Annotated in this window: 10 protein-coding genes; 2 read left to right on the top strand and 8 right to left on the bottom strand. The window is 70.0% G+C overall.

What is annotated here, in order from left to right; genetic code table 11:
* Positions 1-166: 166 nt before the first annotated feature.
* The 6 genes from ABZ454_RS34975 to ABZ454_RS34950 all read right to left on the bottom strand — a co-directional run bounded on the left by ABZ454_RS34975 (position 167) and on the right by ABZ454_RS34950 (position 7,178).
* Positions 167-1,021 carry an alpha/beta hydrolase gene (locus ABZ454_RS34975; RefSeq protein WP_359543554.1) on the bottom strand — a complete coding sequence of 285 codons (855 nt, stop codon included), beginning with the start codon at positions 1,019-1,021 and terminating at the stop codon, positions 167-169.
* Between the two features lie 104 nt (positions 1,022-1,125).
* A complete protein-coding gene (locus ABZ454_RS34970; protein WP_359543553.1) occupies positions 1,126-1,851 on the bottom strand; it encodes an alpha/beta hydrolase in 726 nt (241 codons plus the stop codon).
* A 422-nt stretch (positions 1,852-2,273) separates the two neighbouring features.
* Entirely contained in the window at positions 2,274-3,137 is an 864-nt protein-coding gene (locus ABZ454_RS34965) for an alpha/beta hydrolase (RefSeq protein ID WP_356325295.1), read from the bottom strand.
* A gap of 55 nt (positions 3,138-3,192) precedes the next feature.
* Entirely contained in the window at positions 3,193-3,918 is a 726-nt protein-coding gene (locus tag ABZ454_RS34960; RefSeq protein WP_359543552.1) for an alpha/beta hydrolase, read from the bottom strand.
* A 276-nt stretch (positions 3,919-4,194) separates the two neighbouring features.
* A complete protein-coding gene (locus ABZ454_RS34955) occupies positions 4,195-6,483 on the bottom strand; it encodes a tetratricopeptide repeat protein (protein WP_359543551.1) in 2,289 nt (762 codons plus the stop codon).
* Positions 6,484-6,752: 269 nt separating this feature from the next.
* Entirely contained in the window at positions 6,753-7,178 is a 426-nt protein-coding gene (locus ABZ454_RS34950; protein ID WP_359543550.1) for an SsgA family sporulation/cell division regulator, read from the bottom strand.
* Positions 7,179-7,693: 515 nt separating this feature from the next.
* Between ABZ454_RS34950 and ABZ454_RS34945 the strand changes: the two genes are divergently transcribed.
* Positions 7,694-8,689, top strand: a complete 996-nt coding sequence (locus ABZ454_RS34945) for a helix-turn-helix domain-containing protein (protein WP_359543549.1) — start codon at positions 7,694-7,696, stop codon at positions 8,687-8,689.
* A gap of 68 nt (positions 8,690-8,757) precedes the next feature.
* Here ABZ454_RS34945 and ABZ454_RS34940 read toward each other — a convergent pair whose 3' ends face one another.
* Both ABZ454_RS34940 and ABZ454_RS34935 read right to left on the bottom strand, forming a co-directional pair.
* Positions 8,758-9,111 carry a UBP-type zinc finger domain-containing protein gene (locus ABZ454_RS34940; protein WP_359543548.1) on the bottom strand — a complete coding sequence of 118 codons (354 nt, stop codon included), beginning with the start codon at positions 9,109-9,111 and terminating at the stop codon, positions 8,758-8,760.
* 487 nt (positions 9,112-9,598) lie between these two features.
* Positions 9,599-11,956 carry an NB-ARC domain-containing protein gene (locus ABZ454_RS34935; protein WP_359543547.1) on the bottom strand — a complete coding sequence of 786 codons (2,358 nt, stop codon included), beginning with the start codon at positions 11,954-11,956 and terminating at the stop codon, positions 9,599-9,601.
* Positions 11,957-12,665: 709 nt separating this feature from the next.
* On the opposite strand from ABZ454_RS34935, the gene ABZ454_RS34930 reads away from it, so the two are divergent.
* Positions 12,666-13,655: a helix-turn-helix domain-containing protein gene (locus ABZ454_RS34930; RefSeq protein ID WP_356325281.1), complete on the top strand. Its 990-nt coding sequence runs from the start codon at positions 12,666-12,668 to the stop codon at positions 13,653-13,655.
* Positions 13,656-13,925: the final 270 nt, after the last annotated feature.

Genomic DNA, 13,925 nt, shown 5'->3' with positions numbered 1-13,925 from the left:
CGGTCGCGGCCCGGCCGGCGGGGCGGCCGGCCGGCGCGGAGCCGCCCGGGTGCCCGAAGCGAACTCCTTCGGACACCACGGATACGGCGCGGCTCACCACGGACGGTGCGGGCGCGCGGGTGTCGCCGCGGAGGGCACGTGCCGCTCCGGTCCGTCCGGTGGGTGGTCAGTGACCGGTGGAAACGGCGTGCGCGGCCTTGTCGAGCAGGTCGGCGACGGCGCGCGGGTCGCTCACCGTGGCGGCGTGCGGTGCGTGAACGGTGACCGTGTGCGCCTTGGCGCGCGCGGCCATCCAGCGCTGCGCCTTCGGCGGGATGTTCCGGTCCTCGGTGGCGATGAGGTACCAGGTGGGCACGTTCTTCCAGGCCGCCGCGGTGGCCGGTTCGTTCAGCGCCGCCACGGTGATCGGGCGCTGTCCGGCGGCCATCGTCCGGGCGGTGGCCTTCTCGACGCCGGCCGCGAACTGCTGGGGGAACAGGTCCTGCCTGATGACCAGCTCGTCGCCCTCCCCACCGCCGGGCAGCGGGTACTTCTGGACGACGGTGGTGTCGCCGAGCGAACTGCCCGGGTACTTGCCGCTCAGCTCGGCGGCGCTCTCGCCGGTGTCCGGGACGAAGGCCGCGATGTACACCAGCCCCTTGACCTGGGCGGAACCGACCGCGGCTCGGCTGATGACGGAACCGCCGTAGGAGTGGCCCGCCAGCAGGACCGGACCCTCGATGCTGTCCAGGACGCTGCGTACGTAGGCGGCGTCGCCTGCCACGCTGCGCAGCGGGTTCGGCGGAACCACGACGCGGTGGCCCTGGCGCAGGAGTCGCTGGACCACGGGAGCCCAGCTGGAGGCGTCGACGAAGGCGCCGTGGACCAGCACGATGGTGGGGAGCTGCTTCTTGTGCTTGGCCGCCTCGGCGGTGGCCGAGGTCTCGGCGGAGGCCGAGTGGCCGATGCCCGTGACGCCGAGGGCGGCGGCGCCGGCCACCACGGACCGGGTCATGGTGCGACGCGAGATCGATGTGCTCATCGTTGTCTTTCTGCTCGGGACGGCTCGCCCGCAAGCGATGCGGGCCCGCTGTGGGCACGGCAGGTGAGCCGTGCCGGGAGGGACAGGGAGAGTCGTGGAAGGGACTACGCGGAGGTGGTGTCGATGGCCTGTTCGATGAAGGCGACGACCTTCTTGGGGTGGGCGAGCATGACCAGATGCGAGGAGTCGACCTCGATGGTGGTCATGCCGGCACGCTGGTAACCGAACCGCTCGACATCGGGATTGATCGTGTGGTCCGAGGACGACACCAGACCGAACGACGGCTTCGTCTTCCACGCAGCCGCCGGAGCGACATCCGCGAACGCCTGCGCCGCCAGCGGACGCTGCGAGACCGCCAGCACCCGCGCCAGCTCCGGATCGACATCCGCCGCGAAGATCGCCGGGAACTTGTCGACCTGCACCGACACATCCGTACCCGGAGTGTCCGAACCCTCCACCGGGAACGGCGTGTACACCAGCGCCGCCGCCAGATCCGAGTCCGGGAACCGCCCCTGCAGCTCACCCAGACTCTCGCCCACCTCAAGCGCATAGCCCGACAGGTAGACCAGCGCCTCGACGTTCTCCTCCACACCCGCCACCGTGATCACGGCACCACCGTAGGAATGACCCACCAGCACCACGGGACCGTCGATCTGACGCACCACCGACGCCACGTACGCCGCATCCCCGATCAGACTCCGATTGGGAACAGCCGGAGCCACCACCCTCAGCCCACGCCGCAGCAACTCGGGAATCACAGCGGAATAACTCGACGCGTCGGCAAACGCGCCATGCACCAGAACAACGGTCGGCTTCTCGGAACGCGACATCATCGGGCTCTTTTCTCTTGCTGGTCAGTGAGATCGGTGGATACGGGGAGCCAGGCGGGGCCGGCGAGTCCGACGGCTTCCGGATCTCGCGTCGGTGCGTCCGGAAGCGGGCCCGGTCCGGTGACCGGGGATGCCGATCGGTTGGCGAGTGCCCCGGTTCTCGGCTCCCCGAGCCGGATTCGGCAGCGGGGCCGTCCCTGGGTGAATCCCGCGGGTATGGAAGTAAACGTACTGTTCGCACGGGAGGGGAACTTGCCTCTGTGTGCCCCGGACGTTATCCCTGAGCGCCGCGACGCCCGCCGCTCGCAGGAGAGGGCTGTGGGCATGCGAAAAGCGGCAGCGGCCGGTGACGCACCGCTGCCGCGGGCAGGTGTTCCACGCCTGCCGGTCCGTCGCTCCGGGCAAGGAGGCGTAACGGCCGATCAGCCGTTCCAGCCGTCCAGGAAAGACAGGACTGCCGCGTTGACGACCTCGGGCTTCTCCTCCTGGCAGAGGTGGCCGCACTCGGGGATCGCCAGTCCCCGGACATCGCGGGCGATGCCCTTCCATACGTCCAGGACGTCGTAAGCCTTGCCGACCGCGCTGAAGTCCTCCCCCCACATCGTCAGCACCGGGCAGTCGATGAGCTGGTCCTCGTCCTCGCGGTCCTGCGCGACATCCTCGGCGGCCGCGCGGTAGTCCATGCACGAACCGCGGACCGCGCCCGGCTGCCGGTAGGCACGCACGTAGACGTCGATCTCCTCGGCCGACAGCATGTCCGGGTTGTACGACCAACTCCGGTAGAAGTGCGTGAGCCAGGCTTCCTCCTTGCCCGCGATCAAAGCCTCGGGCAGATCAGGAACTTGGAGAAAGGTGAAGAACCAGTAGCCGGCACGGGCCATCGCGACGTCATAGGTGTCCGCGATGACTCGCGTCGGAATGTTGTCCATGGCGACGAACCGGTCGACCCGGTCGCGATGGTCCTTCGAAAGCCGCGTACCCACACGCGCTCCGCGGTCATGGCCCACCAACGCGATCTTCTCGTGGCCCAGGTGATCCATCAGAGCGATGGTGTCCTGGGCCATGGTGCGCTTGTCATAACCGGACGCCGGCTTCTCCGTGTCGCCGTAGCCGCGGAGGTCGGGCGCGATCACGGTGTACTTCTCCGCCAGAACCGGAATCTGCTTCCGCCAGCCGTACCAGGTCTGCGGGAATCCGTGCAGCAGATAGACCGGCGGGCCCTCACCCGCGGTGACCCAGTGCTGGTTGATTCCGTTGAGCACCGCGGTGTGGTGCGTGATTTCCATCGGAACAGTCATGCTGTCTCTCACGTTCTGGAGGAGGGGTGGCGGCTAACACGCCTCAGGCTTCGACGGTGTCGACGGCCTGTTCGATGAAGGCGACGACCTTCTTGGGGTGGGCGAGCATGACCAGATGCGAGGAGTCGACCTCGATGGTGGTCATGCCGGCACGCTGGTAACCGAACCGCTCGACATCGGGATTGATCGTGTGGTCCGAGGACGACACCAGACCGAACGACGGCTTCGTCTTCCACGCAGCCGCCGGAGCGACATCCGCGAACGCCTGCGCCGCCAGCGGACGCTGCGAGACCGCCAGCACCCGCGCCAGCTCCGGATCGACATCCGCCGCGAAGATCGCCGGGAACTTGTCGACCTGCACCGACACATCCGTACCCGGAGTGTCCGAACCCTCCACCGGGAACGGCGTGTACACCAGCGCCGCCGCCAGATCCGAGTCCGGGAACCGCCCCTGCAGCTCACCCAGACTCTCGCCCACCTCAAGCGCATAGCCCGACAGGTAGACCAGCGCCTCGACGTTCTCCTCCACACCCGCCACCGTGATCACGGCACCACCGTAGGAATGACCCACCAGCACCACGGGACCGTCGATCTGACGCACCACCGACGCCACGTACGCCGCATCCCCGATCAGACTCCGATTGGGAACAGCCGGAGCCACCACCCTCAGCCCACGCCGCAGCAACTCGGGAATCACAGCGGAATAACTCGACGCGTCGGCAAACGCGCCATGCACCAGAACAACGGTCGGCTTCTCGGAACGCGACATGACAATCCTTCGGTAGGGGCTCGGAAGCGGGATGCGGCTCGTCCCCGGCGAGAGGGCGGCGGCCGCCAGCCGGTTTCGCGGGGAAGGCCGGTGGTACGGCTCCACCGCCTCGTCGGCGGCGCGTCGAGCACACTGACCTGACTCTGTACGCGATCCGGGGTTCGGCTTGCCCGGGTGTGCATGCGCCCTGGTCTCTCCGTGCCCTCGCACCACCGTTCGCCGAGGACCTCCCGGTAGGTGGCACACAGGCGTGCGGTCAGGGGAGAAGGACCGCCGTCATGTCGCGGCGGTGAGGCGTGCGAGCCGCGTGCGCGCCTCGCAGAGACGCACCGGGTCCGCGTCGGGGCCGAGAGCCACACAGGCCCGGAAGGCCTCGTCGGCCTCGTCGTCCCGCCCCTGGGCCAAGAGGGCCTCTCCCAGGTAGAGGAGGTGGGTGCTGCGCACGGGGAGGTTGCCCAGAGCGTCGCAGAGGCGCACCGCGTGCTGGATGTGCGTGACAGCGTCGTCCCACCGCTCCAGCAGCGCGTGACTTCTCCCGATCCCGGACACGATGCCGATGCGCGCCCCCGCGGCGATGTGCGGTTCGACGAGGTCTCCGGCCTCGTCCAGGACCGTCAGAGTCTGCTGGTACGCCTCGAGAGCCGCGGCGCCGTCGCCCTGCGACAAGAGGTTGCGGCACAGGCCGTGCCGGGCCTGCAGGACGCCGTGCAGATCGCCCACCGACGCGAACAGCCCCGTGGCGCGCCCGTAGTGTCCGGCGGCCTCCACGAAGCGCTTCATGCTCCGGTTGGCCCAGCCCTGGTAGTAGTGACCCCACGCCTGCTGCCCGACATCGCCCGTCCGGTGCGCCACCGCCAGCGCCTGAGCGGCCACGGGCAGACCGGCCTCGGGACGGCTCTCGCACACGATGAGCGCCCAGGCGTAGTAGTTGAGATGAGTGGCTCGCATGACTTCGTCGCCGAGGAGACCGGCGCTCCGGGCGGCCATGTCGAACACCTCGGTCCAGTGACCCCAGAAGATCCACTGATCCGAGAACCAGTGCAGGGACTCCGCCACCCGCACCACCATCGCGTGTTCTCCGGCCTGGGCCGCGGCACGCAGAGCGGCCAGCCAGTTGGTCCCCTGTATCTGCAGCCACTGCCGGGCCAGTTCGGCGGAGGACAGGTCCACCAGCCCACGCCAGTCGGCAGGAGGCGCCCCGTGGCCGGGCTCGAACCAGAGGCCGGCCACGATGGTGGTCTCCAGCAGCCAGCGGTACAGGCCGGCCCGTACCCGCTCCGTCTCCTCGGGCCCCTCCTCGGCCCTGAGGCGGCCGTTCGCGTACAGGCGCAGCAGGTCGTGCAGGCGGAACCGGTCGCCCTGAGGTCCGAGCAGACCGGCCTCGACCAGCTCTTCGAGGGTGTCCTCCGCCGACGGGAGATCCTGTCCGATGAGCTGCGCGGCACAGGCCACCCCGGCATCCGGACCGGGCACGAGGGACAGCCTTCTGAACAGCCGGGCCGCGTCGGGGGTGAGCTGCCGGTACGACAGGTCGAAAGCGGCCGAGACCTTCCGGCCTCCCGCGACCGGCGAGTCCAGGCGGTGCTCGTCCAGGGCGAGCCGGTCGGCCAGGCGGCGTACCGTCCAGCCCGGCCGGGTCGCCAGCCAGCTGCCGGCGACCCGCAGGGCCAGCGGAAGACGGCCGCACCGGTCGGCCACCTCACGAAGCGCTGCCGCCTCTCCGGAGGCGCGCTCCTCGCCGATCGCGCCGGTGAGGAACGCCACGGCCTCGTGCGGGGCCAGCTCACCCAGGTGGATCCGGTGCACCTTCCGCAGTCCGGTGAGCACTCTGCGGCTGGTCACTATGACCATGCTCCGGCCGCGCTCGGGCAGCAGCGGCGCCACCTGGGCTTCGTCACAGGCGTTGTCGAAGATCAGCAGGCAACGCCGCTCGGCGAGGAGATCCTGGTAGAGCGCGGCGTGTCCCTCCGGGCCGGCTTTCACGAGCTCGGCGTCGGCGACGCGGAACGCCTTGAGGACGCTCAGCATGAGTTCCGTCGCCGAGGCAGGGACCTCGTCCATGCCACGCAGGTCCAGCACCATCTGGCCGTCGGGAAAGTGAGGAACCAGCCTCTGCGCAGCGTGCAGAGCCAGCGCTGTCTTCCCCATGCCGGGTGGACCGGACACTGTCGCCACCATGGGCTGCGACCCGTCGCGCCCTGCGCCGGCCGCAGCAGCCGGGTCCTCGCCCGCCGCCAGTGCCGTCAGCGAGACCAGCTCGGGCAGGCGTCCTACGAAGTCGTCGGTCCGCCGGGGAAAGGTGTGCACGGGCAGGGTGGCAGCGTCGGGGCCGCGTCCCCTACGGGCCGCCGCGAGCAGCCGGTCGCGCTGTTCCGCTTCCAGTCCCAGGCCGTCGGCCAGAGCCGTCAACGTGCGCCGCTGCGGGGCGGCGCGCCGTCCGCGCTCCAAGTCCCCGATGCCCCGGGCGCTCACACCCGACAGCTCGGCCAGGCCCTGGATGGTCAGGTGCGCGTTGAGTCGGAGCCGTCGTAGCAGCGCTCCGAATTCCTGCTCCTCGCCGCTCACCCTGGCCGTCTCCTTCGTGACCGGGCCGTGGTCCGGCTTCGAAGGACGATCTCAGTGGCACCGCGAGCGCTGATCCGAAGTGCGCCGTGACAGGGACCGGCGGCCTCGTCCGCAACTTTAGCTCTCGCGACTTCGCGACGTCGTATCCTCCAGGTCCGCTGTGATCAGCGGCACAGCGTGCCGCTTGCCTGGCGGCGCCTGGATTCTTGCCCCAGGGCGCACAATCGGCGCGGCGCGGGTGCCCGGTCCTGGTCCCTGACCGAGGCAGGTCAGTCGCTGCGACCCGTGAGCAGGGCGAGTTCGCTGTCGATGTCCACGTACGCGCTTTCCGTCCCCGGAGGCACCAACGCGTCGGCGTTCTGCAGGAAGCGCGTGACGTCGGACGCCGGGAGCTCGACCAGCGCGGCGCCCGCGAGGGTTCGCAGGACTATGCGCATGGTGTCCGGAAGACAGCGGTGCCGGGGGAAGACCAGCACGTCTCCGATGCCGGCCGGCCGGCGCAGTCCCTCCGCCAGCAGCGCACGCGCGAACACCCATACGACCGACTCGGCCGCGGGCGCCCCCAAGGAGAGGTGGACGGCATAGGGATCCGCCGCGTCGTAGCGAAGTCGGCTGGGCAGGGGAACCCGCCGGTCTTCCGAGACGCTGACGAAGGCCATGACATCGCACGTGACGGATGTGAGCGGTTGACTCATGGGGTCTCCTGGGAAGCAACGGAGTGGTTGTCTGCGCCTCACCCTAGAAACATGCGCACGTCACTCGTTGTCGCTCAACGCATCCACCATTGCTTCTGGGAGTACGGGTTTCGGCCACTCGTCCGACGAGCGAGGGTCCGGCCGTCCGACGAGCGAGGGTTCGGCACCCTGCGTGATCACGCCTGCCCCGGGCGCCGGCGTCCACACCGCCCCGACGGGCACGCGCATTCGCCCCGCGTAGGGGGAGGAGCCCCTGAGCGCGTCCGGGACACCCCTACGGCCGGCTCTCCCGCTCCGCTCACGACCGGGTGACGCCTTTCTGCCTCCTAGCTGCCTGGAGTCGGACGCCACGGGCGGCTTTGCTGGTCAAAGCGGAGAACCGGACCACATGTCCCCTTTGCGGGGGTGTGGTCCCGGTTCCCCGCTCTTGCCACGCGGCGGGCATCCGCCCGGTCCGTGCGCAGGACGGCTGGGCGGCGGTTTCCGCCTATGGCAGCGGTTCGAGAGGAGGCCGGGTGAGCCCGGTCCTGTTGACTTCCCAGATTCCCGAGGAACAAAGACTCGTCTCCTGGCACAAAGCGGTGGACCGGGAGCTGGTGCCCGTGACAGTCGTGCCGCACGACGCGGGGCCGTTCACCGGGCGGCTCGTCACCGATCGCGTGGGGACCCTGCGGGTCACCACCGTCGAAGCCGACGCCCATCGCATCAAGCGGACGAAGACCCACATCGCGCGCTCGCCGGAACCTCTGATCGCCGTCGGTGTCCAGGTGACAGGCCGGACCGTACTGGTCCAGGCAGGGCGTCAGGTCACCGCCGACCGAGGTGACCTCTTCGTCTACGACACGTCACGCCCCTACTTCCTCGAACGCCCGGAACGCTTCGCCGTCCACGTGGTCCTCATCCCACGCCGGACGCTGGACCTGTCGGACGAGGCGCTCGACAGCATCAGTGGCACCGCGTTCGGCACCGCGCAAGGATGCGCCGCCGTCCTGAAGCCCGTACTGATGACGGTGGTCTCCTCCGCTCACGAGTACTCGGCCGCCGCGACGGGCGGGCTCGTCAACGGTCTCGTCGATCTCTTCTCCACCCTGGTCACGGAGCGGTACGAAGGCCTGATCGAGGGTGCCGGGACCACGCGGGATCATCTCGTGGTGCGCATTTATGAACACATCGACCAGCATCTGGGCGACCCGTCCCTGTCGCCCGATTCCGTGGCGCGGGCGCACCAGATCTCGGTGCGCTATCTGCACCGGCTCTTCGAGGACGAAGGCATCACCGTCGGCCGGCTGATCCAGCGACGTCGGTTGGAGAGGTGCGCGCTCGAGCTGGCCCGCCGCGGCCGGACCATGCCCACCGTGTCGGCCATCGCCCAACGCTGGGGCTTCGTCAATCCCGCGCACTTCAGCCGAGTGTTCCGGGGAGCCTACGGCCTCTCACCCCGCGAGTGGCGCACTCAGCGTCTGGAGAGCGGCGTGACGATGCGTGCGGCGGAGCAGCACGCGGACGGGTGACCGGTGTTGGCCCGCGAGCAGGAAAGCTCCGGTCCCCGCCGCACCGGCGTCGGCGAAGAAGGCCGAGGTCAGCCGTTCAGACGGTCGGCCCAGTCGGCCGGTACGCGTCCGGCGGGGCCGGGCACGGGCTGGTCGGCGGAGTGGCTGTGCGGCGGGGCCAGCCGCGGACCCTCCTCGTACAAGGTGGACGTGTCGTAGTCCCAGAACCAGCTCTCCCCGGGTTCGAAGCTCTGGATGACCGGGTGGCCGCTCGTCCGGGCGTGTGCGGTCGCGTGCTGGGAAGGGGAGTCGTCACAGCAGCCGATGTGGCCGCAGTTCGCACAGCGCCGCAGGTGGAACCACCAGGTACCGGCGGCCTCGCACTCGACGCAGCCGGTGCCGCTGGGCGGGGCGTCCGGGTCGATCGCGTTCGGCGTGCTCATGGGGGTCTCCCTCTGTCGTGGGGTGGGGTGCCGTGGCTGCCTTGCCAGGGCAGGGCGCGGAGCCCTGATGTCGGACCGCGGTGCGGCCGCACCGCCGAGGGATGCCACGGCATCGCGCAGCGTCCGCCGAGGATCGTCACCGGGTGTCGCTGCGGTCTTTCGACGGCGGACCCGAGTTTCCGGGTTCCGGCGGCTCACGGACTCAGCGCCGCCTTCGTCTCGTCCAGGCACGGTCAATCTAGGGACGCCCCTGGCACGAGAGTTGTCCCGGAACGCACTCACGTACGCCCGTCAGCGCACAGCGACCGAGGCGGGCCCGCCGGCGTCCGCGGTCGGAACACAACGGGCCTCCCCGCCGACATGCCCGTCATCTCGCTTGGCGTGGGCGCCCGCGTTCTGCCTGAAGGCCTGCGTGACCCGATGCCTGGCCGGCCTGAGCGAGGTACCGGGCCGCACCGCAGCGGCCCGGCGCCCATTCCGGAGAGTCTCATCGAGTGGCTTCCGCCATCGGACAGCCGTCGGCCACGAGGTGATCCCCTTCTTCTTCCGCGACCGCATCGATCGCGTCGAGACGCGTGATCGCCTCGCGGACGGTCTGTGGATCGGCGTAGGGCCCCAGGGAGACGATGCGGGCGTAGGCCTCCCGTGCTTCCGAGGTCCGCCCCAGGTCGAGCAACATACCGCCGAGCGCATTGAGGTGACGGCTTTCCATTCCGGTGTTACCGGTCTGCCGGCTGAGATCGGTGGACTTCCGCATGGAGGCGACCGCCTCGTCCCACTCTCGCAACTCCTTGTAGGCCGACGCCATACCGCTGTAGATGCCCGCCAGGGCAAAGGTAACGATATGCACCTCCAGGCGGTCGCTCTTCTCTTCGATGAAGGCGAGGGTGTCCTGGAAGGCGCCCAGTGCTTCTTCACTGCGGCCGGACTGCAGAAGGACCAGAGCTCTTCCGTGCAGCGTGGTGAGGCCGCCGTGCAGGTCGTCCGCCGACGCGAAGAGGCGACTCGCCCTGGCCATGTGGTCGGCTGCATTCTCGTATGCGCTGAGCCTTCGGTAGGCGCTTGCCTGGTAGAAGTGCGCCCACGCCTGCTGGCTGGTGTCGCCCGCACGTTCCGCGAGGGCCAGGGCCTGGGCGGAATCGACCAGGCTGTCGCGGTAGCGGCCCTCACATATGAGATGCGCCCACGCCAGGTAGTTGAGCTGGGTCGCCTCCTGGACCGTGTCGCCCAGGGCCTTCGCGCTGGAGGCGGCGGCGGCGAAGACCTCGGGCCAGTGGCCCCAGAAGATCCATTCGTCCGAGAACCAGTGCAGGGACTCGGCCACTTCCACCACCGCAGCGTGATCGCCGGCCTTCGCGGCCTCGCGAAACGCCGCCAGCCAGTTCGCACCCTCCGCCTGCAGCCACGCGCGTCCCTTCTCCGCGGAGGACAGGTCGACCTCTCCCGGCGAGGCGGCGGTCGGGGCCCCGTAGCCGGGCTCGAAGCACCGGCCGGCCACGACCGTGGTCCGAAGCAGCCACTCACGCACAGCGGTCCTGGCGTACGCGACGGCGTCCGGGGCCTCCTCGGCACGCAGTCGCGTCCCGGCGTAGAGCCGAAGCAGGTCGTGCAGTCGGTACCGGTCCCCCGCCACGCCCAGCAAGCCCGTCTCCACCAACTCCTCGAGGGTGTCCTCCGCGTCGAACAGACCCTGCCCGGACAACTGCGCGGCCCCGGCCGACGAGACGTCCGGGCCCGGGATCACGGCAAGCAACCTGAACAGGCGGGCCGCTTCGACGCTGAGCTGCCGGTAGGAGAGACCGAACGCCGTGGATACGCGGGTGTCGCCGACGTCGAGAGCCTGCAAGCGGCTGTCGTCAGGGGCGAGCCGCTCTGCCAGCTGACGCGCGGGCCACGTCCTGTGCGCCGCGAGCCAGCTGCCGGCCAGACGAAGCGCGAGCGGCAGGTACCCGCAGTACCGGGCGATCTTTTCGAGCTCGCCGGCGTCGGTGGACGCGCGTTCCTCGTCGAGGAACGTGCTCAGGAGCGCTGTGGCCTCGCCCGGTTCGAACCCGTCGAGGGGCAGCCGGTGCACCCCCTCCAGGTCGGTGAGCATGCGTCGGCTCGTGACCACCACGATTCCGGCGCCGGAGCCCGGCAACAGCGGACGCACTTGGGCCTCGTCGCGTGCGTTGTCGAGTACGAGCACGAAACGTCGTGCCGCCAGGGTCTGCCGGTACAGGTCGATGCGGCCCTGCGCGCCGACGCGGAGCAGTTCCTTGTCCGGGACCCGCAGAGCGCGAAGCACACCGGTCATCAGTTCGCCCGCGTGCGGTGGTTCCGCGTCCAGTCCCTGCATGTCGACCACGACCTGACCGTCGGGGAAATGGTCCGCCAGCCGGCGGGCCGCGTGCAGGGCCAGCGTCGTCTTGCCTGCGCCGGGCGGCCCGGAGACCGCTGCGAGCACCGGCTGGGCACCCAGGCCGTCCGCCGCCCGGCCGCTGGACATCTCCTCCGCGAGCCGCACCAGCCGTGCCAGCTCCCGTTGCCTGCCGACGAACTCGGGCATTCCTTGCGGTACGGCCTGCACGCCGACGGGCGTGTACCCGTCGCTGCGGCCCGCGCGGGCCGCAGTGAGCAGCTTCTGCCGATCGAGGCCGGACAGGCTCAGCCCCTCGGCAAGCGCGGCAGCGGTACGCGGTCGTGGCGCCGCTCGTCTTCCCCGCTCCAGGTCACCGATGGCACGGACACACACCCCTGAAGCCTCGGCCAGACCCTCGAGGGTGAGCGTCGCCTCCAGCCGCAGCCCACGGAGCAGGGAACCGAAGTCCGGCTCGTCCGCCGACGTCACTGACTCCCCCGCCACCACGCTCTTCGTACCTCGCCCTCTGTCCGACCTGCCTGTCCCCCGCGGACATCGGCCGGTCAGCCCGTTCCCGGACTGTCCTCGGGGATGGGTGCGAGGTCCGGAAGAACTGCCTCGGTTCCGGAGGCCCGCGCGTCGGTGGTGCGGTCACTCACCTCAGCAGACGCGCTGGTCACCGGCCTCTTCGGTTCTCCCGGTCGTGCCCTCACTCCCGAATGCCACGCGGGGGCGGTATGTCGGAATCCTACCGAGACACCACACCCCGGACGGAGCCCGGACCGGATCAGTGCGCTCTGCGACAAGGGGCTGTGCGCTCTCGATCAACCGGTCCGCCGCCGCCCTGTCGGCGCGAGGAGGTCCCGTTTCATGTCCCCCGGGCGCCGGGGCCTCGCTCACCGTGCGGGGACGGCCTGGGCCGGTGCTCCTCCGCTTCCGACTACTGACGCGATGGTCACAGGGGTGCACGACGGCCCCGAGCGGCGGTCGCCCATTCTTCCCATCAAGTGCCTGTACGCCCGCCCGACCTGTTGCTTGACTGATCAAACGGGGAACGGGGCCGCAGAGTGGCTGCCCCGCTCCCCTCATGGCGCGAGACGTTCCGCGCATGAGGACAACCGCACCGCCCAGGTGTCAGCCGGCTCCCGGCGGGTGCGCGCTGTGCGGTACCGCCGGTTCCCGGAGGTACCGCACGGGGGGAGAGGAGAGCCGAATGAGTCCGGTCCTGACAACTGCCTTGGCTCCTGCGAAACACACACTGGAGTACTGGCGTGAGGCCGTGGGCCAGGCTCTCGTGCCGACGACCGTCGTCCCTCAGGGTGACGCCGCATTCGCTGGACGCATCGTCTGCGGCCACGTGGGTGGCCTGCGTACCGCCTCCGTCGAAGGCGTCGCTCAGCGGATGCGTCGGACGGCGGCCCATATCGCGTGCTCACCGGAGCCGCTCGTGGCCCTGTGCCTCCAGGTGGCCGGGCGAACGGTGCTCACGCAGGACAGCCGTGAGGCCACCGCCCACACGGACGACCTCTTCGTCTACGACACCAGCCGCCCGTACCTGCTGGATCATCCGGAACGCTTCCGCACGCACGTGATCCACATCCCGCGCCGCATGATGGCCGTCAACGACGCGGACCTCGGCCGGGCCTTCGGAAGCGCGTTCAGCACGCGGCAGGGATGCGCCGCGGCGCTGAGGCCCATGCTCGTCAACGCGGTCGCCTCCGCACACGAGTTCTCGCCCGCTGTCGCGCATGGACTGGCCAACAGCGTGATCGACCTGCTCACCGCTCTGGTGACCGAGCAGGCGGCGGAACCCGGGCCGAGAAGCGACGCCCCGCGGAGCCACCTCGCGCAGCGCGCCCGGGCGTACATCAACCAGAACCTGGGCGATCCGGCTCTGTCGCCGGACTCCGTGGCGCGGGCCCAGCACATATCGGTGCGTTATCTCCACCGGCTCTTCCAGGACGAGGGCATCACCGTGAGCCGGCTCATCCAGCGCCGGCGACTCGAGGAGAGCGCGTACGAACTGGCCCGGCTCCGGCGTACGGCGCCCACGGTGTCGGCGATCGCCGAGCGTTGGGGCTTCGCCAATCCCACCCACTTCAGCAGGGCGTTCCGGGAGGCTTACGGCCTCTCACCCCGCGAATGGCGCACCGTGCGCCTGGACGCGGGGCGTGAGCACGCCCAGGGACGGTCCGGCACGTGAGCCTGGCAGAACAGGGACCAGTTCCTCACGTCGGCGACGAGAGCCGGCGTGGATCCTGCCCCCCCACCTCCTTGCGCGCCCGAGCCGATGCCGGCCCCCTTCGTCCGCACGGCTGAGTCGGGAGCCGGTGCCGCCACCCCGGCCCGGCGCCTGAGCGCTCGTGGAGAACGAACGTGAGCGTCCGCGGATGTCGCCGTTGGGACATGTCGCACCTGTGCCAACGGAATCGAGTGACAGCGATGTCATCGCCGTCTGATTCTGGCGAGCGAA

It is taken from the genome of Streptomyces sp. NPDC005803 (genome assembly GCF_040630435.1).
In the GTDB taxonomy this organism is placed as follows: Bacteria; Actinomycetota; Actinomycetes; order Streptomycetales; family Streptomycetaceae; genus Streptomyces.
Note: the sequence above shows the minus strand (reverse complement) of the source record. Positions and strands in the feature narration are given on the sequence as shown.

Excerpts from the sequence above, each read along its gene's own strand:
- ABZ454_RS34965 (WP_356325295.1), bottom strand. The coding sequence starts at position 3,137 with ATGGAAATCACGCACCACACCGCGGTGCTCAACGGAATCAACCAGCAC.
- ABZ454_RS34940 (WP_359543548.1), bottom strand. The coding sequence starts at position 9,111 with ATGAGCACGCCGAACGCGATCGACCCGGACGCCCCGCCCAGCGGCACC.
- ABZ454_RS34960 (WP_359543552.1), bottom strand. The coding sequence starts at position 3,918 with ATGTCGCGTTCCGAGAAGCCGACCGTTGTTCTGGTGCATGGCGCGTTT.
- ABZ454_RS34975 (WP_359543554.1), bottom strand. The coding sequence starts at position 1,021 with ATGAGCACATCGATCTCGCGTCGCACCATGACCCGGTCCGTGGTGGCC.
- ABZ454_RS34970 (WP_359543553.1), bottom strand. The coding sequence starts at position 1,851 with ATGTCGCGTTCCGAGAAGCCGACCGTTGTTCTGGTGCATGGCGCGTTT.
- ABZ454_RS34930 (WP_356325281.1), top strand. The coding sequence starts at position 12,666 with ATGAGTCCGGTCCTGACAACTGCCTTGGCTCCTGCGAAACACACACTG.
- ABZ454_RS34950 (WP_359543550.1), bottom strand. The coding sequence starts at position 7,178 with ATGAGTCAACCGCTCACATCCGTCACGTGCGATGTCATGGCCTTCGTC.